Annotated in this window: 22 protein-coding genes, 3 tRNA genes and 2 rRNA genes; 3 read left to right on the top strand and 24 right to left on the bottom strand. The window is 38.9% G+C overall.

What is annotated here, in order from left to right; genetic code table 11:
• Positions 1–131: 131 nt before the first annotated feature.
• Positions 132–713 (bottom strand): DNA-directed RNA polymerase subunit delta, encoded by a 582-nt coding sequence (gene rpoE, locus RZ78_RS01600; RefSeq protein WP_034532470.1) that lies wholly within the window; start codon positions 711–713, stop codon positions 132–134.
• A gap of 43 nt (positions 714–756) precedes the next feature.
• Positions 757–1,197 carry a DUF1934 domain-containing protein gene (locus RZ78_RS01595; RefSeq protein ID WP_054607923.1) on the bottom strand — a complete coding sequence of 147 codons (441 nt, stop codon included), beginning with the start codon at positions 1,195–1,197 and terminating at the stop codon, positions 757–759.
• 163 nt (positions 1,198–1,360) lie between these two features.
• Here RZ78_RS01595 and RZ78_RS01590 point away from each other — a divergent pair, with 163 nt between their 5' ends.
• A complete protein-coding gene (locus tag RZ78_RS01590) occupies positions 1,361–2,707 on the top strand; it encodes an HD domain-containing protein (protein ID WP_054607922.1) in 1,347 nt (448 codons plus the stop codon).
• Positions 2,708–2,720: 13 nt separating this feature from the next.
• Positions 2,721–3,533, top strand: coding sequence for a sugar-phosphatase (yidA, locus tag RZ78_RS01585; protein WP_054607921.1), 813 nt, complete (start codon positions 2,721–2,723; stop codon positions 3,531–3,533).
• A gap of 47 nt (positions 3,534–3,580) precedes the next feature.
• Here yidA and RZ78_RS01580 read toward each other — a convergent pair whose 3' ends face one another.
• The 16 genes from RZ78_RS01580 to trpS form a co-directional block, all read right to left on the bottom strand.
• Positions 3,581–3,931, bottom strand: a complete 351-nt coding sequence (locus tag RZ78_RS01580) for a DUF3899 domain-containing protein (RefSeq protein ID WP_054607920.1) — start codon at positions 3,929–3,931, stop codon at positions 3,581–3,583.
• Positions 3,931–4,911: a ribose-phosphate diphosphokinase gene (locus RZ78_RS01575; protein WP_034532467.1), complete on the bottom strand. Its 981-nt coding sequence runs from the start codon at positions 4,909–4,911 to the stop codon at positions 3,931–3,933. Before RZ78_RS01575 ends, RZ78_RS01580 begins: the two co-directional genes overlap by 1 nt.
• Positions 4,912–5,044: 133 nt before the next feature.
• Positions 5,045–6,418, bottom strand: coding sequence for a bifunctional UDP-N-acetylglucosamine diphosphorylase/glucosamine-1-phosphate N-acetyltransferase GlmU (gene glmU, locus RZ78_RS01570; RefSeq protein WP_054607919.1), 1,374 nt, complete (start codon positions 6,416–6,418; stop codon positions 5,045–5,047).
• Positions 6,418–7,263, bottom strand: coding sequence for a pur operon repressor (gene purR, locus RZ78_RS01565; protein WP_054607918.1), 846 nt, complete (start codon positions 7,261–7,263; stop codon positions 6,418–6,420). The genes glmU and purR overlap by 1 nt, the downstream gene beginning before the upstream one ends.
• A gap of 120 nt (positions 7,264–7,383) precedes the next feature.
• Complete coding sequence (ispE, locus tag RZ78_RS01560) at positions 7,384–8,232, bottom strand: 4-(cytidine 5'-diphospho)-2-C-methyl-D-erythritol kinase (RefSeq protein ID WP_054607917.1); 849 nt, start codon at positions 8,230–8,232, stop codon at positions 7,384–7,386.
• Between the two features lie 133 nt (positions 8,233–8,365).
• On the bottom strand, positions 8,366–8,617 hold the full coding sequence (locus RZ78_RS01555) for a Veg family protein (RefSeq protein ID WP_054607916.1): 252 nt from the start codon (positions 8,615–8,617) through the stop codon (positions 8,366–8,368).
• Positions 8,618–8,706: 89 nt separating this feature from the next.
• Positions 8,707–9,594 (bottom strand): 16S rRNA (adenine(1518)-N(6)/adenine(1519)-N(6))-dimethyltransferase RsmA, encoded by an 888-nt coding sequence (gene rsmA / locus RZ78_RS01550; protein WP_054607915.1) that lies wholly within the window; start codon positions 9,592–9,594, stop codon positions 8,707–8,709.
• Between the two features lie 3 nt (positions 9,595–9,597).
• Complete coding sequence (rnmV, locus tag RZ78_RS01545; RefSeq protein WP_054604586.1) at positions 9,598–10,149, bottom strand: ribonuclease M5; 552 nt, start codon at positions 10,147–10,149, stop codon at positions 9,598–9,600.
• The gene (locus tag RZ78_RS01540) at positions 10,149–10,916 is read right to left on the bottom strand and encodes a TatD family hydrolase (protein ID WP_054604585.1); all 768 of its coding nucleotides are present in this window, start codon (positions 10,914–10,916) and stop codon (positions 10,149–10,151) included. The genes rnmV and RZ78_RS01540 overlap by 1 nt, the downstream gene beginning before the upstream one ends.
• A gap of 77 nt (positions 10,917–10,993) precedes the next feature.
• Positions 10,994–13,030, bottom strand: a complete 2,037-nt coding sequence (gene metG, locus RZ78_RS01535) for a methionine--tRNA ligase (RefSeq protein ID WP_054607914.1) — start codon at positions 13,028–13,030, stop codon at positions 10,994–10,996.
• 74 nt (positions 13,031–13,104) lie between these two features.
• Positions 13,105–13,956, bottom strand: coding sequence for a DUF72 domain-containing protein (locus RZ78_RS01530; RefSeq protein WP_054607913.1), 852 nt, complete (start codon positions 13,954–13,956; stop codon positions 13,105–13,107).
• A gap of 19 nt (positions 13,957–13,975) precedes the next feature.
• The gene (locus tag RZ78_RS01525) at positions 13,976–14,683 is read right to left on the bottom strand and encodes an NAD-dependent protein deacylase (protein ID WP_054607912.1); all 708 of its coding nucleotides are present in this window, start codon (positions 14,681–14,683) and stop codon (positions 13,976–13,978) included.
• A 13-nt stretch (positions 14,684–14,696) separates the two neighbouring features.
• Complete coding sequence (locus RZ78_RS01520; RefSeq protein ID WP_041152447.1) at positions 14,697–15,659, bottom strand: hypothetical protein; 963 nt, start codon at positions 15,657–15,659, stop codon at positions 14,697–14,699.
• A complete protein-coding gene (locus tag RZ78_RS01515) occupies positions 15,659–16,924 on the bottom strand; it encodes a hydroxymethylglutaryl-CoA reductase, degradative (protein ID WP_054607911.1) in 1,266 nt (421 codons plus the stop codon). The genes RZ78_RS01520 and RZ78_RS01515 overlap by 1 nt, the downstream gene beginning before the upstream one ends.
• Positions 16,925–17,031: 107 nt before the next feature.
• A complete protein-coding gene (locus RZ78_RS01510) occupies positions 17,032–17,964 on the bottom strand; it encodes a Ppx/GppA family phosphatase (protein ID WP_054607910.1) in 933 nt (310 codons plus the stop codon).
• Positions 17,965–17,995: 31 nt separating this feature from the next.
• Positions 17,996–19,015, bottom strand: a complete 1,020-nt coding sequence (trpS, locus tag RZ78_RS01505; RefSeq protein ID WP_054449693.1) for a tryptophan--tRNA ligase — start codon at positions 19,013–19,015, stop codon at positions 17,996–17,998.
• 329 nt (positions 19,016–19,344) lie between these two features.
• Between trpS and helD the strand changes: the two genes are divergently transcribed.
• Positions 19,345–21,651, top strand: a complete 2,307-nt coding sequence (gene helD / locus RZ78_RS01500; RefSeq protein WP_054607909.1) for an RNA polymerase recycling motor HelD — start codon at positions 19,345–19,347, stop codon at positions 21,649–21,651.
• A 175-nt stretch (positions 21,652–21,826) separates the two neighbouring features.
• On the opposite strand, the gene RZ78_RS01495 is transcribed toward helD, so the two are convergent.
• The 6 genes from RZ78_RS01495 to RZ78_RS01470 all read right to left on the bottom strand — a co-directional run bounded on the left by RZ78_RS01495 (position 21,827) and on the right by RZ78_RS01470 (position 25,647).
• Complete coding sequence (locus RZ78_RS01495; protein WP_054607908.1) at positions 21,827–22,012, bottom strand: hypothetical protein; 186 nt, start codon at positions 22,010–22,012, stop codon at positions 21,827–21,829.
• 54 nt (positions 22,013–22,066) lie between these two features.
• Positions 22,067–22,139 (bottom strand) — tRNA-Thr (locus tag RZ78_RS01490).
• Positions 22,140–22,185: 46 nt separating this feature from the next.
• Positions 22,186–22,302 (bottom strand): 5S ribosomal RNA (gene rrf, locus RZ78_RS01485).
• 69 nt (positions 22,303–22,371) lie between these two features.
• Positions 22,372–25,290 (bottom strand): 23S ribosomal RNA (locus RZ78_RS01480).
• A 172-nt stretch (positions 25,291–25,462) separates the two neighbouring features.
• Positions 25,463–25,535: transfer RNA gene (locus tag RZ78_RS01475), tRNA-Ala, on the bottom strand.
• A gap of 37 nt (positions 25,536–25,572) precedes the next feature.
• Positions 25,573–25,647: transfer RNA gene (locus RZ78_RS01470), tRNA-Ile, on the bottom strand.
• Positions 25,648–25,678: the final 31 nt, after the last annotated feature.

Here is a 25,678-nt window from a genome sequence, read left to right as displayed (position 1 = left end):
GAGAATAGGGAGTCATTGATTACTATAATCGATCAATTGTCCTTACAAATTCTTTTGTAAGGAGCCCAAAAATAATATTACATTGTTCTAGGTTTATAGTCAAGAAATATAATTATTATTTCTAAGAAAAATTAATCTTTAGAATCGTCGTCGATGTCATCGTCATCATCGTGTAATTCTGACAATTCGCCTTCGATACCATCAGGGATGTTATCGTCGTCAACATCGTTCTCTTCGTCAATTTCATCTAAATCTTTGTGATACTTGTCGGTTTCGTCGACACCTTCATCGGCATCTTCAAATTCGTCGTCTTGGTCTTCTGGATCATCATCATCATAATCGATAACGTCATCATCGTCAGAAGCATCAGCTAAGAATGCGTTAACCTTACGACGCTTTTTCTTTCTAGGACGATCGATATCTTCGTCTTCAGGATGAACTGTAGCTTCATCGATTGAATCATATGGATACCAAGTTCTTAGTCCCCAAAGATTATCACCTAAAGAAATAAAACTACCATCAACGTTCATATCTGTGTAGAACTGTACCAATCGTTTACGAATTTCTTCATCAGAATCACCCAAGTATTTTTGGATTTCGTTGGCGATATCAGCAAAGGCCATTACTTCCCCACGTTCAGAAAGAATTGCGTGAGCAACTTCGACCATTGATAATTCTTTTTTGTCTTTACCTTCTAAGGCTTGTAATTTCAAATCGGTGCACGTCCTTTCAAAATACTATTAATATCATACCTTTTTAAGCAGAAAATTGCAATGTAAGATTGTATTCTCCTACAATCATTCCGCCAGAATGTAATTCATAGTCAATCCCAAGCTTACCATTCATTATATCTTCATTATAATCGTAGTTTAACTCTTTTGTTTTGACCAAAATTTTTATTGGACCATACTCAGTTTGGTAAATTGTGTCGTGATCTTTGTTTTCATCAAAAATCATTCTAGAGTGATGTCCATCATTGGTTTGGCGAGTTAATTGAACATGTTCATCGTTAATTTTCAAAGTAACATTTGCTACCGCTTGATTATCTTGATGTTCAGTAAAGCGAAGGTATAGGCCGTTATTCATTTGAACCAGGCTACCCACTTCTTCAAATATAAAGTCTTCGCGCTCTGCATCTTGGAAAATAGTTGTCTTTAAGTTCACAACAACCTTTTGAGCATTTTCATTTTTATCCATCACACTGACTCACCTTCCCTCATTTCATATATCACAAACTAATATTATATACGGACATGTCCATAAATGCATTAATTAATGGTCGGAAAATTAATTATTTCATTTAAAACTTTGTTATAATAAGCATAAATAACTTATATATAAATAGTAAGGAGGTAAGAATTTGGAATACCAAGAAAAACTACTACCTCGAGAAAAGGTTTTTCGAGATCCGGTTCTTAACTACATTTACGTACAGCACCAAGTTATCTTAGACTTGATTAATACTAAAGAATTCCAACGATTAAGACGTATCAAACAATTAGGTCCTGCTTCATACACATTCCATGGTGCAGAACATTCAAGATTTACCCATAGTTTAGGCGTGTACGAAATTACCCGCCGCATCTGTGATGGTTTCCTTAGAAACTATCCTAGTAAAACTTCTGGTGATGGCCTTTGGGACGATTCTCAAAGATTAGTTGCACTATGTGCAGCTTTGCTTCATGACATCGGACACGGTGCCTACTCACATACCTTTGAACACATCTTTGGTACCAACCACGAAGCAATCACGCAAGAAATCATCACTTCTGAAAAGACCGAGGTTAACCAGGTATTAAGCAAGATTAGTCCTAGTTTTCCAAAAGAAGTCGCTAGCGTAATCGACCACACTTATCCAAACAAACAAGTGGTCCAAATGATTTCTAGTCAATGTGACGCCGATAGAATGGATTACCTACTAAGGGATGCCTACAACACCGGTGCCAACTACGGTAACTTTGATTTAACCAGAATCTTGCGTGTGATGAGGCCTTACGAAGGTGGCATCTGTTTTGAAATTAATGGAATGCATGCCGTTGAAGACTACATCATCTCTCGTTTACAAATGTACATGCAAGTATACTTCCATCCAGTATCTCGTTCAATGGAAGTTATCCTAAGTCACCTACTTCAAAGAGCCAAGGAACTGGCCAGTCAATTGGATAAAAACGACCGTCTAACTCCACATCTATTAATGCCATTCTTTAAGAATGAATTTACTATCGATGACTATTTGAAATTAGATGATGGTGTCCTAAACACCTACTTTATTAACTGGATTGATTCAGATGACAAGATTCTATCTGATTTAGCTGATCGTTTTATTAACAGAAAGCCACTTAAATCTATAGAATACAATAATGAAACTGAATCATTGATTCCAACCATGCAAAAATGGATTCAAGAAGCTGGATTTGAAACCACTTACTACACTGCCGTTAACAACAGTTTTGATTTACCATATGATGCTTATGATCCAAACAAAAAACATCATGCTACGCAAATTGAACTTAGAAGAAACGATGGTACAATGATTGAACTATCAAAGATATCTCAACTAGTTAGCGCCGTTACTGGTAAGCACTTAGGTGATGAACGCTTCTTCTTCCCTAAGGAAATGTTATCTAAAGATAGTGACATCGATTTATTCGAACCAGTTTATCAAGAGTTTCAAAAACACATTAAAAACGATGAATTAATTAAGTAAGGAGGATTTCTCCATGAGTGAAATCAAATTAATCGCCATCGATATCGATGGTACCCTTTTAAACGAAGAAAACATTTTAGCTCAAGAAACAATCGATGCTGTTACTGAAGCCAGAAACAGCGGTGTCAAAGTTGTTCTATGTACTGGTCGTCCTTTGACTGGTGTTAAACCATACCTAAAGAAACTAAACATTTCTGGTAATGACGAATACGCCATTACTTTCAACGGTGCTCAAGTACAAGATGCAGATGCTAACATCATTGAAAAGTTTGATTTAGATTACAACGACTTCGTCGGACTAGAAAAACTAAGCCACAAGTTAAACACTAACTTCCAAATCGAAACTACCGACTATATCTACACCACTAACCGTGACCTAAGTCCATACAGTGTGGCTGAAAGTTACCTTGTGAGAATGCCAATTCGTGTTCGTGAACCACAAGAAATTACTGACGATACTGAAATCGTTAAGGCAATGCTAATCGCTGATCCAGATATCATCGATAAGGCTATTCCAAACATTCCAGAAAACTTCTTAGACCACCTAACAATGGTTAGAAGTGAACCCGTATTTCTAGAATTCGTTAACCAAAAGGCTTCAAAGGGTGCTGCTCTAAGCAAACTTGCTACTCGTTTAGGCTTCACCGCTGAAAACGTAATGGCAATCGGTGATCAAGGTAACGACATTAGCATGGTTACTTACGCCGGTACTGGTGTTGCCATGGGTAATGCTGCTGACGACTTAAAGAAAGTTGCCGACAAGGTTACTAAGACAAATAAGGAAAACGGTGTTGCATACGCCATTAGAAACTTTGCTTTAAAATAATTAATCATAAACAAAAAGAACTCACTTCAATGAAGTGAGTTCTTTTTTTATAGTGTGATAATGATTGCAAACGCAATCCAGATAATTCCAATTATCAACGTTAACTGTGCAAATGGACGTACCACGATTTTGGCATTCTTAATGCCACCAATTTTATCGGCCGGAATCTTTTCGTTTTCAAAACGTTCATCATCACCCTTACGGTGAAAAATACGCCATCCAGTGAAAAGATGTCCCTTGGATAATACTCCAATCAAGCCAATGACTGTGAATAGTAACCCTATCAAGAATAGATAGTTACTAATCGTAATAGCACTAACTTTAAACACCATTGCTATTAAAGCAACGACGATTCCAACTAACGCTATTAGCAGTCCTAATCTTTTTGGTTTATTCATTATTCTGCGTTACTTCTGAAACGGTTGCTGAATAATGGACTAACGGCACGATCTTCGTTAATACGCTTAATTGCGTCCCCAATTAATGGAGCAACTGAGATTTGTTCAATCTTATCAATTTGCTTTTCTTTTGGTAAGCGAATTGTATCAGTAACAACAAGCTTCTTGATTGGTGATTGTTGGATACGATCAATTGCAGGACCTGATAATACAGGGTGTGTACAACATGCGTATACTTCTTTAGCACCAGCATCCATCAATGCTTGAGCACCTAAAGTGATAGTACCAGCAGTATCAATCATGTCATCAACCATCAAGCATGACTTACCTTTAACATCACCAATGATGTTCATGATTTCAGCAACGTTTGCCTTAGGACGACGCTTGTCGATAATGGCAATTGGTGCCTTTAGGAATTCGGCCAATGCACGGGCACGAACTACACCACCATGGTCAGGTGAAACTACGACTGCGTTTGAGTCCCAGCCGTGGTTAATAAAGTGATCAGCTAATAATGGTGCACCCATCATGTGATCAACTGGAACATCGAAGAAACCTTGGATTTGAGCAGCATGTAGGTCCAATGCAACTACACGGTCAATTCCAGCAGTTTCTAGCATGTTAGCAACTAGCTTTGCAGTAATTGGTTCTCTAGAACGAGCCTTACGGTCTTGTCTAGCGTAACCATAATATGGGATTACCACATTAATTGTCTTAGCACTTGCACGTCTAAGAGCATCAATCATAATCATTAATTCCATTAAATTATCATTAACGGGAGCTGATGTAGATTGAATGATATAACAGTTATCCCCACGGATACTTTCTTCAATGTTAATTCTAATTTCGCCATCGCTAAATCTGTCAACGGATGTTTCACCTAAATCAACACCAACACGATCAGCAATTTTTTCTGCCAAAGGAATGTTAGAGTTTAAAGCGAAAATCTTCAATTTAGGATCAGAATATCTTTCAGCCATAAGTCCTCCACCTAACAATAAATTCTATAATTCGTAACTATATTCTTAATTCACAGTTAATTTTACACTATAATTGATAATTTTTCATTCAAAAATTATACAAATAATAAATAAAATATCATTGGATTATCTCTTAATCAGCATATGGAAGCTTTTTGAAATATCCTGGTTTGTTGGTTTGACGTTGTCTCGCAATCGCCATATCGTATTGTTTTACGTCATCAGTAATAGTTGAACCAGCAGCGATAAATGTGTGGTCATCAATGTGTAATGGCGCAATCAAGTTAGCATTGCTTCCGATAAATGAGTTATCACCCACTTCGGTGTTGTGCTTGTTCTTACCATCGTAGTTAGCAAAGATAACACCACAACCAACGTTGATGTTCTTGCCTAGATGAGCGTTACCAACGTAAGTTAAGTGACCTACCTTAGTACCTTCATCAATTTGGGCCTTTTTAACTTCGACGAAGTTTCCAAGGTGAACATTTTCACCAATCTTAGCTTCTGGACGAAGATGTGAGTATGGTCCAATGTTTGAGCCTTCCATCATTTCTGATTCTTCAAGTAATGATGAAGTTACAGTAACGTTGTCATGAATGATGCAATCTCTAATTTCTGAGTTAGCACCAATCTTACAGTCACTACCAATCTTGGTATGACCACTAATGTGAACACCAGGTTCTACGATTGTATCTTGACCAATTTCAACACCAAAGTCGATATATGTGTCATTAGGGTTTGGCATAGTAACACCGTTTGACATGTGGTATTCGTTAATGCGTTGTTGCATTACTTGGTTAGCCTTTGAAAGTGCAATACGATCGTTTACACCCATTGATTCATCAAAGTCCTTCATTTGGTAAGCACCAACGTTCTTACCTTCTTCTTTGAAGATACCAATAACGTCTGGTAGGTAGTATTCGCCTTGTGCGTTATCGTTTTTAACCTTCTTTAGAGCTTCGAATAATTCATGGTTATCGAAAACGTAAACACCAGTGTTGATTTCATCGATGTTTTGTTCGGCAACTGAGGCATCCTTTTGTTCAACAATCTTGTTAACATTACCCTTGTCATCTCTAACGATACGACCGTAACCAAATGGGTTAGGTGCTTTTGAAGTTAGTACCGTCGCAACTGCACCGCTTTCTTCGTGTTGAGTAAACAAGTGATTAAAAGTTTCAGCTGTAAATAATGGAGTGTCTCCACTAACAACCATTGTTGATCCATCAACATTTTCTAGAATGTCGGCAGTCTTTTTAACTGCGTCCCCTGTTCCTAGTTGTTTTTCTTGTAATGCATATTGGCTTCTGTCACCTAGTTGAGTTTTAACGTCTTCTGCACCAAAACCAACAACAGTAACAATGTTATCCATATGAATTTTTTCAACTTGTGTTAATACACAATCAACCATTGTACGACCACAAACTTGATGCAAAACTTTGTATAGTTTTGACTTCATTCGAGTACCTTTACCGGCAGCTAAAATAATTGTATTTCTAGTCGTCATTATTCTTCCTCCTTGGTGACGTCGCTAAAGTTATCGTAGGTAAAATTACCTAAATCAACTTTAATATCACCGTTATTAGTATCAATCTTGAATAATGAAGTGTAATCATCTTCGCTAATCTTACGTTGGCCTTCGTAATCACGTTCGGCAACGAATGCAATTCCGGCAACTTCACTATCAAATTCTTTGATTAAACTACATAGTCCATCGGCTGATCCCCCACCACGTAGGAAATCATCTACGATTAAGACGTTGGAATTAGCAGGTAAACTACGTTTTGATAGAACCATCTTTTCGATTCTCTTTTGAGAACCAGAAATATAGTTCACACTGATAGTTGAACCATCAGTAATTCTAGAATCATGTCTAGCAATCACGAATGGAACGTTTAATAAGGTTGCAACACTTTGTGCAACCGGAATACCCTTAGTGGCAACAGTTAATACAGCATCAATCTTCTTGTGACTGTACAATGTCGCAATAATTCGACCAATTTGTCTCAAAATTGATGGACGGTTAAGTAGGTCGTTCATATATACGTATCCACCAGGTAAAACTCTTGAATTGTCAGCTAATGCTGATTGAACTTCGTCAATAAATTGACTAGCTTCTTGTTTTTGAATGCCGGGCATAAACATACTTCCACCAGCGGCACCGGGAATGGTTTCTAATACACCAGTTCCTGTTTCCATAAATGTTTTTCGTAAAATGGTTAGGTCTTCACTAATAGATGACTTAGCAGAATCATAACGATTTGCAAAAAAAGTCAATGGTACTACCGTATTAGGATTCTCCATTAAGTAGCGAGTCATATCTACTAGACGCGCACTACGCTTTGCTTTCATTCTTTCACCTCATTAAGTAAAAACTACATCTAAATTTTATCATAATGTTCGGATTTAAGATACTTTTTAAACGAAATAATAAAAAAATATCCGTTTAAACTTTCACCTAAACGGATATTTTTATATAGGTCTTACAATATATACCTCAGAACAGAAACCACGAATGCTGTTAAAAATGTGCTTTGCTTGGCTTTCCGTCTTACAAATCCCGAAGACAGTCGGTCCAGTTCCGCTCATTTGGGCACTGTCAGCACCGTATTTCTCGAACTTCTCTTTAATCTTTTTAATCTCACTGTGATGCTTTGAAGACAATGGCTCCAATACATTTCCCATGTGAGAAACGATTTGATCATAGTCTTGCGTTTCAACCGCTGCTGCCAATTCGTTAACATTCACATGTTCTAATTTATCGTAATCAATCTTGTTTAAGATTTCTGGTGTTGAAACACTAACCTTTGGTTTCACAATTACGAAATACATCTTTGGCAGTTTTGGCATTAATTCAATGTTATCACCCTTACCGGTAACCATCGCAGTCTGACTGTAAACACAATAAGGAACGTCTGAATCAAGTTGCAATCCGAATGTTGCCATTTCTTGATCGGTCATATGTAGGTTCCAGAGACGATTCAGACCTCGAATAACAGCTGCAGCATCAGATGATCCTCCACCCATTCCGGCAGCAACAGGAATATTCTTTCTGATATGGATATCCACTTTTTGTTGGATTCCAAATTTCTTTTTAAGTAGAAATGCTGCTTGATATGCTAAGTTGCGATGATCTTGTGGTAAAAACACACGATTACAGTGAACGGAAATCCCGTTTCCCTTTTCGGTAACAATCTCGACGTAATCAGATAATTCAATCGAGGTCATTATCATATTCCACTCAATTTTGCCGTCTTTATGACGATACGGCGTATCCAAGCCTAGGTTAAGTTTGGCGCATGCTTTCTCTACGGTTCTCAAGTATCACACCCCCAATTTAACTAAATTATTTAATAACATTATACTAAAGTTAAAATGAAAAGTCAGTGAAACTTTCGGATTTTGTCAAAAGTGCAAAATAAAAAGAGCTAATAAATATTATTAGCTCTTAGTTTTAAGCTTCTTCACTTACTTCGTCGGCAAAATCCATTTCGATGTTCTTGGTTAGAATATCAGTGTAGCTGTAAGATACTCTCTTAAGATTTTCATCTTCCTCTAACTCAACAACAAACACTGCAGGGAATGTTTCTGCTAACATCCCATGTCGTTCTAATGTTTTGTTTCTTCCTACTTGAACAGTTACAACAACTTTTTCGCCTAGGCGAGTGTCCAAGTGGCTCTTAATGTCAGTCAAACTGGTTGGCATAATATTCACCTCTCTAGTAGGTTTATTATACCACGGAAAATATTAAAAATCAAAATTATATCACAGTGTTTTTTAATAATCAAATAATATTATACCAATTTTATAGAATGGAACTTATTTGTTAGATCGACGTATTGATCAACTGTTAGTTTTTCAGGACGAATGCTTGGTTGAATGTCGAATTCATCTAGGACGTTTTGGACCTTTTCCTTAGTTTCAGCGTCCTTACCGAATAATCCTTGTAGGTTATTCCATAAGGTCTTTCGACGGTGAGCAAAGCATCCCCTTACAAAACTAGCAAATGCCTTTTCATCAAAGACTTCGTTTTGAATGGATTCTTTTCTTTCCAAAGTCACGATTGCTGAATCGACATTTGGTGCAGGGATAAATGATTTTCTTGATACTTCAAACGCTAGTTTCACATCATTTAGGTATTGAATAATCACTGATAGTGAACCGTAATCCTTGCTACCTGGTTTGGCTTCTAGGCGTTGAGCAACTTCTTTTTGCATCATAACGGTAATGTTGTCGAATTCAGCATTTCCCTTCAATAAATCCAAAATGATTGGAGTTGTGATGTAGTAAGGTAAGTTGGCAACAACCTTAATTGGACGTTCATTGTTGAATTTTTCTTCGATAATAGCGGGTAAATTAGCTTGTAGGATGTCTTGGTTAATCACTTCGACATTATCATAAGGACTTAGTGTCTCATCCAATACAGGCAGTAAATTTTGGTCAATTTCAAACGCTAAAACACGTTTTGAACTACGCGCTAGGAATTCGGTTAACCCACCGATACCTGGTCCAATTTCGATTACATTATCAGTATCTGTTAAATGCGCAGCATCGACAATCTTAGTTAAAACGTTTAAATCAGTTAAGAAGTTTTGACCTAAACTCTTCTTAGCTGATAGATGGAAACGATTTAAGATTGCTTGTGTTCTAGCTGGGCTAGCAATTTCTGGATTATTTGGCATTGTTTACTCCTTAATATTACTTAGTGCTTCGTTAAATTGTTCTTTAGTAATTCCAAACATGGATAGTCGTTTCAATAGTTGTTTACCATTAACATATCCAATCTTTAATTCATTACATAGTTGCGTACGTCTGATTTTAGCTTCGGAATCATTAATGACCCTAGCAGCATTTAAATCAGCAACTGAAATTTCACTCTCGTGATTAGTGTCTGCAGTATAGACGTTTTTAAGCGCATCTCTAATGGTTTCGACGCTGGCGTGTTCAACACCTAGTGAACCATCACTCTTGGTTGGTACCGATTTTTTACGGTCGACAAACGCGTGTTTAGCATTTGGTACCTCTTGAGTAATAATCTTTCTGATGCGTTCACCAGAAAAATCTGGGTCAGTGAAGACAATTACTCCACGTTGCTTGTCTAGTTTCTTAATCAACGCAAGTGTCTTTTCGTCAATTGCTGATCCCCTGGTTTCGATAGTGTCACAGTCGACCGCCATTTTAATTCTTTTGGTATCGTCGCGGCCTTCTACCACGATTACTTCTTTGATTTTTTCCATTATTCATCCAATCCAAAAATTCTTAGTGCGTTTTGATAAGTTGCATCAGCAATCTTATCTGGGGTTGTATCTCTAAAGCGAGCAACAGCTTCGACGGTGTATAGAGTATATCCCGGTTCGTTTTGGTGACCACGTAATGGTTCAGGTGCTAGATAAGGTGCATCTGTTTCCACTAGCATTCTATCGATTGGTGTCTTTGAAACGGAATCATGGATTTCCTTGGTCTTTTTGAAACTGGCAACACCAGAATATGAGACGTACATCCCTAAATCCATAATCTTGTTTAACGATTCAGCGTCACCATTGAAACTATGAATGATACCATTGTTAACGCCTTTTTCTTTTAAAATGGCGTAGGTATCTTCAAAGGCATCACGGTTATGCACAGAAATAGGCATACCTAGTTCTTGGGCAATATCGATTTGACGTTTGAACACGTTGAACTGAGCTTTTTTGGGTGCGGTACTTTGATTGTAATCAAGACCGATTTCACCTAAAGCAACCACCTTGTCATCTTGTAGTTGCTTGTATAGGATGGCTTCTTCTCCGTCGTTATAGTTCAAAGCGTCTTCTGGATGGAAACCTACGATTGCGTATAGATTATCGTATTGGTGCGCTAATTCAATCGCTTCTTCGTTCATTTGACGGTTTGATCCAACAATTGCCATCTTGGTAACGCCCAGCTTTTGGGCGTGTTCAATGTATTCTGGCACCTGTCCTCTAAAAGCATCATCGTTTAAATGCGTATGTGAATCGAAAATTTGCATTATATTTGCTCCTATCGTAAAAATAGCCATCAATTCATTTTGAATTAATGGCTATTTTTTAGTTTGTTATCTCACCATTATTCCAAAGTGGCACCATTTTCAAATTGGCTACCAATTGTAACTAATTCAATGTTGCCATCGTCATGTTCAACAGATAGTAACATTCCTTGGCTCAATTGGCCACGCATCTTTCTAGGTTTCAAATTGGAAACTATGATTACTTTCTTACCGATTAGTTTTTCGAAGTCAGGATACCACTTAGCAATTCCTGAAAGAATTTGAGTAGTTTCTTCCTTACCTGCATCTAGGGTAAACTTCAATAACTTGTCTGCCCCTTCCACACGTTCAACATTCTTAACTTCGGCAACTTTTAGTTCTACTTTTTCAAAGGTATCGAACTTGATTTCTTTCTTATCAGCAGCACTTTGAACGCCTTCTCGAGCAACTTGAGCTTGTTTCTTGGCTTCTTCTTTGGCTGCACGACCTTTTTGCTTGTCTGACTTAGTCATTTGGTTCTTGATAAAGTCAACTTCTTCTTCCTTATCTAGACGTGGGAAGATTGGAGTTCCCTTAGCAACCACTTTGCCACCTGTTGGTAAGTCTTCAATTGTAATGTTAGTTAAATCAATTGATTGATTGTCTAAACCTAATTGAGTGAAGATTTCCTTTGGTGCATGGGTCATAATTGGGCTAATTAATAGACCAATCACGCGTAAGCTGGCAGCTAAATGAGCCATTACATCAGCAAGCTTTTCAGCGTCACCATCGTTTTCATTCTTAGCTAGAATCCATGGTGTAGTTTGATCAATGTACTTGTTAGTTTGAGAAACTAATTGCCAAACAGCAGCTAAAGCATCTGAGAAGCGTGATTCATCCATCTTAGTCTTGTATTCAGCAATAACATCCTTGCTTAGTGCTTCTAGTTCCTTGTCAGGCTCTAAAAAGTTTGACTTAAATTCTGGAATCACACCGTCTTCGTACTTGTTAATCATTGAAACAGTACGGTTTAACAAGTTACCTAAGTCGTTTGCTAGGTCATAGTTGATACGATCTACGAAGTCTTCTGGTGTGAACACACCATCGTTACCAAATGGAACGGCCTTTAGTAAGTAGTATCTTACAGCATCCAAACCGTATCTTTCGGCTAAGACTTCTGGGTAAATAACGTTACCCTTTGACTTAGACATCTTACCATCTTTCATGGTTAACCAACCATGACCGATAACATGTTTTGGCAATGGTAAACCTAAAGCATGTAGGATAATTGGCCAGTAGATAGTATGGAATCTAACGATTTCCTTACCAACCATGTGGACATCAGCAGGCCAGAATTTTTGGAATAGTGAGTCATCATCAGTATCGTACCCTAACGCACTAATATAGTTTGATAGCGCATCAATCCATACGTAAACTACGTGTTCAGGATTTGATTTAACAGGAATTCCCCAACTAAATGATGTTCTAGAAACAGCTAAGTCTTCTAGACCTGGTTTGATAAAGTTATTAATCATTTCGTTCATTCTTGATTCTGGTTGAATAAAATCAGGATGATCTTTGTAGTATTGTAATAACCAATCAGCGTACTTGCTCATCTTGAAGAAGTATGACTTTTCGTTCACTAGTTCAACTTCGTGTCCTGATGGAGCCTTTCCACCAATAACGTTACCGTTATCGTCTTTGTATACTTCGGCTAATTGTGATTCAGTGAAGTATTCTTCGTCTGATACTGAGTACCAACCAGAGTATTCACCTAGGTAAATGTCACCTTGGTCTAATAATTGTTGGAAAATCTTTTGAACAACTTCTCTGTGTTGAGCATCAGTAGTTCTGATGAACTTGTCGTTTGAAATGTCCAATTTCTTCCATAATTCTTTAATTTGTGCAGCCATCTTGTCCACATATGCTTGTGGAGTAGTGTTTAATGATTCTGCCTTTTCTTCGATTTTTAGTCCGTGTTCATCTGTTCCTGTTAGGAAGAACACGTCAAAGCCTTCAGCACGTTTGTAACGAGCTAACGCATCACAAGCAATAGTTGTGTATGAGTTCCCGATATGTAGACGTCCTGATGGGTAGTAGATTGGCGTTGTAACATAAAAAGTATTGTTATCAGCCATGTAAATCATCCTTTCAACCAGTAATTAATATTAACTATTAGTATATCATACTTGAATTGTCAATAATATTGCTCTTAGAACAAATCTAATTGCATCGGTGCCAAATCGTTAAATGACACGTGCAACATCTCTTTTAATTGTAGCGCGTTTGGTGCGGCATCCCTACCTGAGTTGTTGTTAAAGATCACACACACCTCATCGACTTCTTTGTTTAACTTAGTGACGATGTCGGCGAATTGCTTTAGTTCATCTTCGCTATATTTGTACAACGTTCTTTGACTACGCCAGTTCTTGTCTTGGTTAAACCATCCCTGGGCGTTTCGACCGTGCAATCTTAACATCGCCATCTTAGAAGTAGTCACCATTGGTAATAACTCAATTCCGTCGTTTAGGTTATGTGGTTCATCTGCAATCACGAAGGTCATCCCTAAACGTTTCAAATAATTCTTAATTGAATTTTGCATCGATTTTTCTGTCCATGTTGGATTTCTAAACTCGACTGAAATTGGCACCTTTCTGCCCATCAATTCACGGATGGTCATTAGATAGCGAATATTGTCGTTATTGCGTTGGAAATATGGTGGAAATTGAAATAAGACCGTCTTTAATTGACTGGTTTCCATTAAAGGTTGAAGCATTTTCACGTAATCATTAAACGCCTGTCTTCTCTGATCATCATCGGCAGCCATCTGTGAACGCATGTCATGCTTGGTCATTAATTGGTTAGCTTTTAAGATAAATTGGAATGATTCTGGCACTCGGCGCATCCATTGACGCACTGTTTTTTCCTGTGGAATGCCGTAAAACGGATTATCGACTTCCACGACTGGAAAATGGGCAGCGTACTCGTTTAACTTAACGGGACGGTCTTCACCATTAATCAATGCTGGATGTTCGCTCCAAGTTGTTACTCCTAAAGTTATCATTAAACCATCATCTTCCTTCTTATTTCAATTCACTAAAGAATTTCGTTGCATCCTCTTGAATCATTGTAAAATCGATTCCTAAGTTTAACTTTTCCTGGTTAACCGCAATTACTTTGGCACCCGGATTTCTATAATCCAATAGACCGGCAAATGGGTAGACACGCATGGAAGTCCCAACGATTACTACCAAGTCTGCCTTTTCCATTAGTTGAACACTGTTAACCACCTTTGCTTGATTAAGACCTTCATCGTATAACACGATTCCTGGACGAAGTGTTCCGCCACAATCAGCGTGCTTGTCGCTTTGCATATATTCATGCCAGTCAACTCTTTGACGGCACTTTTGGCAATATACGTCGTATAGATTGCCGTGAAATTCAATTAAATTCTTGGTGTCAGCAGCACCGTATAATCCATCAACGTTTTGAGTGATTACACTGGCTCTACCTTTCCTGGTAAGTTCAGCTTGTTTTTTGTGAATTACATTGGGTTTGGCATCTGGATAGTACATATTTTCCTTCACAAATGTGTAGAACACATCTGGTTCATTAACTAAACATGCATGACTTAAATAATATTCAGCTGGTTTTCCAGTTGTATCAGTTGCGTATAACCCATTCTTAGAACGATAGTCTGGAATGTTGGAAGCTGTCGATACCCCGGCTCCTGTCAAAAATACAATGTTTTTTGCATTATCAAATAATGATTGAATTTCCTTATCCATCAGATTGCCTCCTGCCTTATTTTCTAATGATGTATGGCATTTTTAATTCTTTAAATAATTCTTGAACAGTCATAGCGTATAACTTCTTAAAGTATTCTGGACTGTCATCCATACCAGTTGGCGCAGGAATAACGAATGAGTTTTGATCATCAGACTTGTTGAAACCAACGTATGCACGACGACCAGTTTCCTTATCATGTAATTCTGAATGGAAGATTTCAAATTGTTGTTTTACGTTTAAGTTTAGTTGTCTTTCTGAAACAACACTGGAGATAGTTGCAAATTCTGAGTTATGCAATGCAGGTAGTCCCCACTTCTTTAATTGTTCGTCAAAAGCCTTGAATAACTTAACAACATTTCTTCTGAAACCAAATGGTGAATCTGTTGGTTTTTCAGTGATAATCTTGTAGATTTCATCAGCAGCCTTTAGGGCAACTGGGTAGTCTTTTTCCAGAGTTGGACGAGCAAATGAATCGAACTTGTCACCGTAGAATACGTGAGCGTCGATTAAAGTCAATAAACGTAATTCCATTGCGTTATCTAATTCTTCTGGTTCAGGTTCAATTGTGTTTTGAATCCCCTTTAGGTACATCTTTTCGATGTCTTCGTTGATTAGGCCGTGTTTTCTTTGTTCTGAAACAACCACAAAGTGAGCAACAATATCAAATAGTTCTGTACCCATCACTTCTAGTTGTTCGTCTAATTCGTCTTGACCAGTTGATAGTGAGAAGAATACTTGTGGGAAACCACGTAGTGTCATCAACAAGTGAATTAGTTCGTGTGAAGCAGTGTAGTTAGGAGCTGACATGTCTGAGATTTGAACAAATAGGTTCTTACCATCTTGCACCACTTGTGCTTGATCATGTCTAACGTATCCAGATTGAAGTTGTCCGATAAATTGAACTTCAATTTTACCTGGGAAAAATTTGTTTACAACGTTAATTAAACTTTGTGTGTCTTGATTTAATTCGATTTCCATTAAAATTCACCTTCATTATTATTTCTAATTTGGTTTAAGATTTTTTGTGCTGACTTTAAGTCGTTTAAATGATTGGATCTCATTTCTGAAACCACTTGTTTTACTTCTTCACCCTTAGCTCCTGCACTCATCACTAATGAATTCAATTGTAGGTTCATGTGGCCCTTTTGAATTCCATCGGTAACTAAGGCCTTTAAAGCTGCTAGGTTTTGGGCTAAGCCAACTGAAGCAACCAATTGGCTTAACTCTTCCTTTGAGGTTACTTGAGATAGTTGTTGGTTGATTTTAACCTTTGGTAATACCTTCACGGCACCTCCGATAAAACCTAACGATAACGGAATGGTCATCTCACCAACTAACTTATCACCATCAATTGACCAGTTGGATAGGCCCTTGTATTGGCCATCTTTACTGGCGTATGAATGAATGCCAGCTTCGACGGCACGCCAATCGTTACCCATTGCCATTACCACAGCATCGATTCCATTCATGATGCCCTTGTTATGGGTAGCGGCACGATACGGATCAATTTGAGCGATATGTGATGCTTCAACAATTCTGTTTGCAACATCACTACCGTTGGTATCGGGATTACCCAGTTGGCTAACGGGAATTGATCCGGATACCTTCACCAGATTATCTTCACCGTAGTTAGATAGGATGCTCATCAAAACATCCCCACTGACGTGTTCTTCGATAAACTCAGAAGTAGCTTCTAGCATTGAGTTAATGATGTTTGCGCCCATGGCTTCACCTACGTTCACAAACAAATCAATTGATGCATAATCATCATCTAGTTTTCTAACGCGCACCTTCTTAGCACCGCCACCGTATTCTAGAATTGATGGATGTGATTGGTTTGCAACATCAATAATTTCTTGTTGATGAGTATTGACGATTCCAATCAATAGGTTAGTATTGTGTGTTTTAACAACAATTTGGCCCATTAGATTATGCCCCAATACTTCGGCAGTAATCCCTGTGTCCTTGGAAAATAGGCGGGCACCATTACTAGCCGCCGCAATCACGGATGGTTCTTCTGTTACCATTGGAACAATTTTTTCAGTACCATTAATCATAAAATTAACGCCCACTCCTTCTGGAATGGAGTAATCAGTTACATAGTTTTCAACTAAACTATCACTTGATTGGTGATAATCGTTAGTCATTTTATGTTTTTGATTCATGTCTAATCCAGCAAATTCACTGATTAGTTTCATTTTATCATCATAATTACAATGGTAGAAATGTTTGAAAGTTCCCATTATTAGTCCCCCCGGATGCGGTATTTATATCTGATATTTATGATAACATTATTTAAATTTCAAGCAGTTAAAAAGGTTTTTAACCCGTCTTTGGATTAAAAACCTCTTTAATAGTTTCGATAGTGCTTCTTTATATATTCAGCAATAAGTCCTTCTCTTACGCCACCTTCTGAAAACACGATTCTTCTTGAATCAATTTCATCAATGACTGTAATAAGAGGTAATAGACCACCTAGTATAATATCAGCTCGCTCGTTTTCTAATCCGTGAATTTCTTTTCGATTGTGTAAGTTCTTACGTAAAAGTAATTCATACGTTCCCATCACTTGGCGTTGATTTAGGTGATAGCCATTTAGGTTATCAGAATTCTTGAAGTGTTGATGACTACGATTAATTCTCGCTAAACTTCTAGCAGCTCCTCCCAAAACAACTAATTGATAGTGATCAGCTTTTTTTAGCCAAGGAACACGATGTATGTTTTCCTTTAAGAAACGTTGCGCATTGAATAAGTCAGCTGCGTGAACTGAGTTATTCAATTTAAAACGTTCTGAAATATTAACGGCACCAATTGGTAAACTAATTAAGTCACGACGTTTCTTACCTTGAACGCGGACCAATTCGATACTGGCACCACCAATATCCATCACCATGTAGTCGTTCATCTTAACCTTATTAACGACACCTAAATAATCGTAATAAGCTTCTTCACGACCTGATAGGACTCTAACGTCTAAGCCAACTTTCTTTCTTACCTTGCGAATAAAAGCTTTTTGGTTTTCAGCTTGTCGAACCGCAGCAGTTGCAATGGTAATCACAGTGGCATTATTCATTGAGCTATAAATTCTTTTGAAAGACTTTAAAGCATTAATTGTCCGATTAATTGCAACCGGTTGTAGAATCTTTTCTTTCCCCATCCCTTCAGATAGACGACTATCACTCTTACTACGTTTTAGTTCAACGCAATAACCGTCATTTTCAATCCGATAGATGGACATTCGAGCAGAATTCGAACCGATGTCAACAATTACTAAGTTCTCCATCCGATTCACCCTAAACTCCTAAAATAGTTTTTTATTTAAAGTAATTAATACCAATAGCATCCCTTACTTCATCTAGGGTTTGGTTGGCTACCTTATTCGCTTTATCACTACCAGCCTTTAGAATGTCATAAACAGCTTGTGGATCCTTTTCGAATTGTTCACGACGTTCTCTGATTGGTGCCAATTCAGCTTGTAATACTTCGTTTAAGTAACGTTTGATTTTCACATCACCTAGACCACCGTGTCTGTATTGTTCCTTTAATTCGGTAACCTTTTGCTTGTCGTCAGCAAAGATGTCTAGGTAAGTAAATACAGTGTTTCCTTCAACTTGACCAGGATCTTCCACGTGAATGTGGTTAGGGTCAGTGTACATTGACATTACTTTCTTTTGAATTGTATCAGCATCGTCTGCTAAGTAGATGGCATTGTTCAATGATTTACTCATCTTAGCGTTTCCATCTAAACCAGGAATTCTACCCATTCCCTTTGGTGGGAAGTAGCCTTCTGGTTCAACTAATACGTCCTTACCATAGATACCGTTAATGCTTCTAACAATTTCTCTAGTTTGTTCTAGCATTGGTTCTTGGTCTTCACCAACTGGAACAGTGTCAGCCTTAAATGCAGTAATATCTGCAGCTTGACTGACTGGGTAAATAAAGAATCCAGCAGGAACACTTTCACCAAACTTCTTTTGTTGAATTTCAGTCTTAACAGTTGGATTTCTCTTCAAACGGTTAACTGAAACTAAGTTTAAGTAGTGCATTGTTAATTCGTTTAGTGCAGGAATTTGTGATTGAACCAGGATTGTTGATTTTTCTGGGTCAATTCCGACAGCTAAGTAATCCAAAGCTACTTGTAATAGTGAGTTTCTGATTTTTTCAGGGTCACGCGCATTATCAGTTAATGCTTGCATGTCCGCAATCATGATATTGGTGTCGTATTCACCTGAGTTTTGTAGTGCAACTCTGTTCTTTAATGATCCAACGTAGTGTCCGATATGTAGTTTACCAGTTGGTCGATCACCAGTTAGAATTACTTTTTTATCTGCCATTTTGTTACTTCCTTTCTAAAAAAGCGCCCCATTGTTAAAAAAACAATAGGACGCTTGAGCGCGGTACCACCTAACTTACAAATGTATTATCATTTGCCACTCTGCGATAAGGGTGCAATCCCATAAATTCATCCATTTCGCTAGTCGTGATTATTTTCAGTAATACATAATCTCTCTGTAAATGACATCGCTACTTACTTTAATATTAACTATATTTTACTGGATTTAAATTGACATGTCAAAAAGGATATTAATTGACATGACGCCCAAATCTAATTAGAATTATTGAGCATAAATGAACGGATTTAACAATAAATCAGGAGGTAAAAATGGCTAATAACGATCTTACAAATGAACAAAATCGTGTCAATAAAGTTGTCGCCAAATTAAACAAACGAATCGACAAGACAGAAACTGAATACCAAAAAGCACACAATGAAACAAAACGTGTTCAACAAAACTACGGTAACAATACTTCTGTTAACTACGTCGAAGTCGATGATAGAATTGAAACTTCCGCTGACCTCCAACAACAAAGAGGACTAGTTAATAAGGTAGTCCAAAGCGAAGCAATTATTAAAAACCAACTTGAAACATACAAGAAATTAGCTGATTCACCATACTTTGGACGAATTGATATCAAGGATGATGGAGACGATGATACCGAAAGCTTATACATCGGCACCGCCTCATTCGTTGACGATAATGAAAACTTCCTAGTCTACGATTGGCGTGCCCCAATCTCTAGTATTTATTACAACGGAACGTTGGGAAAAGTGTCATATCAAACCCCTGCTGGTAAACAAAGCACCGACCTAGAAAAGAAGCGACAGTTTCAAATTAGTAATGGTGAAATCAACAACATGTTTGATACCAACGAAACTGTGGGTGATGAAATGCTTCAATCCGTGCTGGGACAACAACATGATGAAGTGATGCAAAACATCGTTTCAACAATTCAAAAGGAACAAAATGATATCATCAGAGATACCTACAATGACCTACTTGTCGTTCAAGGGGTCGCTGGTTCCGGTAAGACTTCTGCGATTCTACAAAGAATTGCTTTCTTGTTGTACCACAGCAGAAGCTCACTTCAGGCAGATCAAATTATTTTGTTTTCCCCTAACCGTTTGTTCTCACATTATATTTCTGATGTTTTACCTAGTTTAGGTGAACGTAATATGAGACAGGTTACTTTACAAGAGTTCATCGATCACCGTCTTGAAGGTGTGAAGGTCCAAAGTTTATTCGACCAATATGAAACCGAACAAGCATACACCGATGAAGAAAAAGCAATTCAATCATTCAAACGTAGTCATCAATACATGACATCAATTGAGAACTATATTAATACCGTTTTCAACGATGACATTGCCTTTCAAAGCATCTTAATCGATGGCAAGGTTTTCTTCGATGCCGATGTGATTAAGGACATTTACGCTTCTCAACCTAAACAAATGAAACCAGCTGACAAGTTCTTAAAGACTAAGAACCGTTTGATTGAAATCTTGAAGAAACGAATTGAAGTCGAAGTATATAAACCATGGGTTGATGATGCAATCGACCAACTTAACTCTGAACAATATCATGATTTCATGGAAGGTCACCAACTAGGTAGTTTCCAGGATGAAGATGATGAAAGATATTTCATTGCTAAACAAATTGTGACTGAACATTTCAGAAAAGTATATGATGCTTTGTATAACGGCTCATTTTTTGATCCATATCTTCAATACCAACGCTTCATGCAACAAGTGGTCCTACCAAATGATGTTAATGTTGATGCATGGAACGATGACGTCGATGGTTTTGCAGATTCAATCGAATTACATCAAGTTCGTTTGGATGATGCTGCCCCACTTCTATACATGCGTGATTTAATGATTGGTGGCGGTCAAAACCAAACCATGCAATATCTATTTGTCGACGAAATGCAGGACTACTCAATCGCCCAATTGATTTACATCAAACATTCTTTCCCTCAAACCAAGATTAACTTAATTGGTGACAGTGAACAGGCATTGTTCAAGGCGGTTGAGGCTCCTCAAGAATTACTAAATAAGTTAAACGAAGCATTTGCTACTAAGAAATCAAGATTGATTACTTTGAACCGATCATATCGTTCAACTTATCCAATCACTAACTTTGCTAAATCACTATTACCAAACGGTGATGAGATTGAAGCATTTAACCGTCCAGGTAAATCACCTGAGATTTTAATTCGTCATAACGAAAAAGAATGTATTGATGCTTTAATTGAAAGTGCCCAACAAGAATTAAAAGATGAAGGTACCGTAGCAATTGTTACCAAGAACTTAAATGAAGCAAAACAACTCCATCAACATACCTATAACCAACTTAATCCAACCCTATTAGCTGATACAGATAGATCACTTCCAAAGGGTGTGGTAATCATGCCAATCTATCTAGCTAAGGGACTAGAATTTGATTCTGTCATTGCTTGGAACGTTTCTAAAGATAATTATCCAAACGATGATTATGTTGGAACAATCTACACAATTGCCACTCGTGCAATGCACCACCTAACATTAATTAGTAATGGTACTGTTTCACCAATTATCGCAAATGCCAACTTACCAATTAATGAAGTTAAGATTGATAGAAAAATTAAATAACCAACAAAAAAAGACCAATCAATTGCGATTGGTCTTTTTTTATTATTAATTTTAAAGAACCATACCTAATCAACATTAAACATTTTTATTTTTTCTTAGGAGATCCTTCAATTTGCTTATTTTTTAGTGATCCATTTAAAAATATCATTTGGCTTTGAAGCTTGTTCGGATAATCTTAAGATTTCCTCGCTAAATGTTTGTTGTGCAAAGCGATTCTTAGAATTTTCATACTTGAAATAGTTTCTTCTTGGACAAAGAAGGAATTATCAACATCTTTAAGCTTCGGTAAAATTAAAAAAGCAGCGAAAACAATTGGTATATCAATCATTTTTGCTGCTTGAATATAGTCGTTAATTTTCAATATAATGAACTCGATATTATATATATTAACTAATGTGATATTTTCTTAAAATTAAGCCGTTTCCGGGATTTGAACCCGGGACCTCTTCCTTACCATGGAAACGCTCTACCTCCTGAGCTAAAACGGCAATATTAACAAAAAGCCTTCGATTTACATCGAAGACTTTTTTATTCGCGCGGCGACTTCCTACCCTTGCAGAGGGCGATCCCTCAACTACTATCGGCGTTTAGAAGCTTAACTTCTGTGTTCGGCATGGGAACAGGTGTATCCTTCTAGCTATCGCCACCACACTATTTATCTGAAAGAACTTCGTTCTCTCAAAACTAGATATTATTTATTTCTTCCGATTACTACCTTACTTGGTTAAGTCCTCGACCAATTAGTACTAGTCCGCTCCATACATCACTGCACTTCCACTTCTAGCCTATCTACCTAATCATCTCTTAGGGGTCTTACTTCCATAAAGGAATGGGAAATTTCATCTTGAGGTCGGTTTCACACTTAGATGCTTTCAGCGTTTATCTCATCCATACATAGCTACCCAGCGATGCCCCTGGCGGGACAACTGGTACACCAGCGGTATGTCCATCTCGGTCCTCTCGTACTAGAGACAGCTCCCCTCAAATTTCCTACGCCCGCGACGGATAGGGACCGAACTGTCTCACGACGTTCTGAACCCAGCTCGCGTACCGCTTTAATGGGCGAACAGCCCAACCCTTGGGACCAACTACAGCCCCAGGATGCGATGAGCCGACATCGAGGTGCCAAACCTCCCCGTCGATGTGAACTCTTGGGGGAGATAAGCCTGTTATCCCCAGGGTAGCTTTTATCCGTTGAGCGATGGCCCTTCCATACGGTACCACCGGATCACTAAGCCCGACTTTCGTCCCTGCTCGACCTGTCTGTCTCGCAGTCAAGCTCCCTTTTGCCTTTACACTCGAAGAATGATTTCCAACCATTCTGAGGGAACCTTTGGGCGCCTCCGTTACTGTTTAGGAGGCGACCGCCCCAGTCAAACTGCCAATCAGACACTGTCTCCCACCACGATAAGTGGTGCGGGTTAGAGTGTTAGCACAGCGAGGGTAGTATCCCAACAATGCCTCCACCGAAACTAGCGTCCCGGTTTCCACGGCTCCTACCTATCCTGTACAAGCTATGTCAACACCCAATATCAAATTACAGTAAAGCTCCATGGGGTCTTTCCGTCCTGTCGCGGGTAACCTGCTTCTTCACAGGTATCTCAATTTCACCGAGTCTCTCGTTGAGACAGTGCTCAGATCGTTACGCCTTTCGTGCGGGTCGGAACTTACCCGACAAGGAATTTCGCTACCTTAGGACCGTTATAGTTACGGCCGCCGTTTACTGGGGCTTCGTTTCTGGGCTTCGCCGAAGCTAACTCATCCACTTAACCTTCCAGCACCGGGCAGGCGTCAGCCCCTATACTTCATCTTACGATTTTGCAGAAACCTGTGTTTTTGATAAACAGTCGCCTGAGCCTTTTCACTGCGGCTGCACTTGCGTGCAGCACCCCTTCTCCCGAAGTTACGGGGTCATTTTGCCGAGTTCCTTAACGAGAGTTCACTCGCTCACCTTAGGATACTCTCCTTGACTACCTGTGTCGGTTTGCGGTACGGGTAGTTAATTACTCACTAGAAGCTTTTCTCGGTAGCGTGACATGGCCCACTTCTCTACTTTATTTCGATCCTCATCACAGCTTGTCAACACGGTAACAAGCATTTCACTCATTACCTGACTTACTGCTTGAACGCACATATCCAACAGTGCGCACAGGTTAGCCTTCTACGTCCCTCCATCGCTCAAACATAATTAACTAGTACAGGAATCTCAACCTGTTATCCATCGCCTACGCCTCTAGGCCTCGGCTTAGGTCCCGACTTACCCTGGGAGGACGAGCCTTCCCCAGGAAACCTTAGTCAATCGGTGGAATAGATTCTCACTATTCTTTCGCTACTCATACCGGCATTCTCACTTCTAAGCGCTCCAGCAGTCCTTACGGTCTACCTTCGTTGCCCTTAGAACGCTCTCCTATCACATGACTACGTCATGTCCACAATCTCGGTAATATGCTTAGCCCCGGTAAATTTTCGGCGCAGAATCACTCGACTAGTGAGCTATTACGCACTCTTTAAATGGTGGCTGCTTCTGAGCCAACATCCTAGTTGTCTATGCAACTCCACATCCTTTTCCACTCAGCATATATTTAGGGACCTTAATTGGTGGTCTGGGCTGTTCCCCTTTCGACGGTGGATCTTATCACTCATCGTCTGACTCCCGGACATATAAATCAATGGTATTCGGAGTTTATCTGAATTTAGTAACCCATGACGGGCCCCTCACCCAAACAGTGCTCTACCTCCATGATTCTAAGTCCGAGGCTAGCCCTAAAGCTATTTCGGAGAGAACCAGCTATCTCCAAGTTCGTTTGGAATTTCACCGCTACCCACATTTCATCCCAGCACTTTTCAACGTACACGGGTTCGGCCCTCCGGTGCGTTTTACCGCACTTTCAGCCTGAACATGGGTAGATCACCTGGTTTCGGGTCTATCCCAACATACTGTAACGCCCTATTCAGACTCGCTTTCGCTACGGCTCCGGACTTTTCGCCTTAACCTTGCATGTTAGCATAACTCGCCGGTTCATTCTACAAGAGGCACGCCATCACCCATTAACGGGCTCTGACTGCTTGTAGGCACATGGTTTCAGGAACTATTTCACTCCCCTTCCGGGGTGCTTTTCACCTTTCCCTCACGGTACTGGTTCACTATCGGTCACTAGGGAGTATTTAGCTTTGGGAGATGGTCCTCCCGGATTCCGACGACGTTTCACGTGTGTCGCCGTACTCAGGATCCTGAACTGAGGTTAATTGATTTCGCCTACGGGGCTATCACCCTGTATCGCTTAACTTCCCAGATAATTCGACTATCAATTAACTTGGTAACTCAAATGTTCAGTCCTACAACCCCAAAGAGCAAGCTCTTTGGTTTGAGCTGTTCCCCGTTCGCTCGCCGCTACTTAGGGAATCGAAATTTCTTTCTCTTCCTGTGGGTACTTAGATGTTTCAGTTCCCCACGTCTGCCCCCAAACTAGATATGTATTCTCTAGCTGGTGATAATCGATTAAGATTATCGAGTTTCCTCATTCGGAAATCTCCGGATCAAAGCTTACGTACAGCTCCCCGAAGCATATCGGTGTTAGTCCCGTCCTTCATCGGCTCCTAGTGCCAAGGCATCCACCATGCGCCCTTCATAACTTAACCTATTTCATCACTACGTGATGTTTGGTTAGTTGAGTATTTACGAATAAACTAATATTTTAAAACTCAAAATAACGCGGTGTTCTCGGTTGAAATTGTATTTTTATACAAATTCAATATAGAAATTAAATAATATCTAGTTTTCAAAGAACCAAGTATGACACTTACGTGTCAATGGAGAATAGCGGGATCGAACCGCTGACCTCCTGCTTGCAAAGCAGGTGCTCTCCCAGCTGAGCTAATTCCCCATAAATATAAATATGATTGTGACCCCTGTGAGGTCGATGGGCCTAGGGGGACTCGAACCTCCGACCTCACGCTTATCAGGCGTGCGCTCTAAACCAACTGAGCTATAGGCCCAAAGAAGCAAAGAATCATATGAGAGGTAAAT

The organism is Apilactobacillus kunkeei, from assembly GCF_001308195.1.
GTDB lineage: Bacteria > Bacillota > Bacilli > Lactobacillales > Lactobacillaceae > Apilactobacillus > Apilactobacillus kunkeei_C.
This window is presented reverse-complemented; position numbering and strand designations above follow the sequence as displayed.

Bases quoted from the DNA above. Each gene is read 5' to 3' on its own strand.
- trpS (WP_054449693.1), bottom strand. From the start codon at position 19,015: ATGGCAGATAAAAAAGTAATTCTAACTGGTGATCGACCAACTGGTAAA.
- yidA (WP_054607921.1), top strand. From the start codon at position 2,721: ATGAGTGAAATCAAATTAATCGCCATCGATATCGATGGTACCCTTTTA.
- rnmV (WP_054604586.1), bottom strand. From the start codon at position 10,149: ATGGAAAAAATCAAAGAAGTAATCGTGGTAGAAGGCCGCGACGATACC.
- helD (WP_054607909.1), top strand. From the start codon at position 19,345: ATGGCTAATAACGATCTTACAAATGAACAAAATCGTGTCAATAAAGTT.
- purR (WP_054607918.1), bottom strand. From the start codon at position 7,263: ATGAAAGCAAAGCGTAGTGCGCGTCTAGTAGATATGACTCGCTACTTA.
- RZ78_RS01520 (WP_041152447.1), bottom strand. From the start codon at position 15,659: ATGGAAATCGAATTAAATCAAGACACACAAAGTTTAATTAACGTTGTA.
- RZ78_RS01580 (WP_054607920.1), bottom strand. From the start codon at position 3,931: ATGAATAAACCAAAAAGATTAGGACTGCTAATAGCGTTAGTTGGAATC.
- RZ78_RS01555 (WP_054607916.1), bottom strand. From the start codon at position 8,617: ATGCCAACCAGTTTGACTGACATTAAGAGCCACTTGGACACTCGCCTA.
- glmU (WP_054607919.1), bottom strand. From the start codon at position 6,418: ATGACGACTAGAAATACAATTATTTTAGCTGCCGGTAAAGGTACTCGA.
- RZ78_RS01540 (WP_054604585.1), bottom strand. From the start codon at position 10,916: ATGCAAATTTTCGATTCACATACGCATTTAAACGATGATGCTTTTAGA.
- rsmA (WP_054607915.1), bottom strand. From the start codon at position 9,594: ATGCCAAATAATCCAGAAATTGCTAGCCCAGCTAGAACACAAGCAATC.
- RZ78_RS01575 (WP_034532467.1), bottom strand. From the start codon at position 4,911: ATGGCTGAAAGATATTCTGATCCTAAATTGAAGATTTTCGCTTTAAAC.
- RZ78_RS01515 (WP_054607911.1), bottom strand. From the start codon at position 16,924: ATGGGAACTTTCAAACATTTCTACCATTGTAATTATGATGATAAAATG.
- metG (WP_054607914.1), bottom strand. From the start codon at position 13,030: ATGGCTGATAACAATACTTTTTATGTTACAACGCCAATCTACTACCCA.
- RZ78_RS01510 (WP_054607910.1), bottom strand. From the start codon at position 17,964: ATGGAGAACTTAGTAATTGTTGACATCGGTTCGAATTCTGCTCGAATG.
- RZ78_RS01530 (WP_054607913.1), bottom strand. From the start codon at position 13,956: ATGATAACTTTAGGAGTAACAACTTGGAGCGAACATCCAGCATTGATT.
- RZ78_RS01595 (WP_054607923.1), bottom strand. From the start codon at position 1,197: ATGGATAAAAATGAAAATGCTCAAAAGGTTGTTGTGAACTTAAAGACA.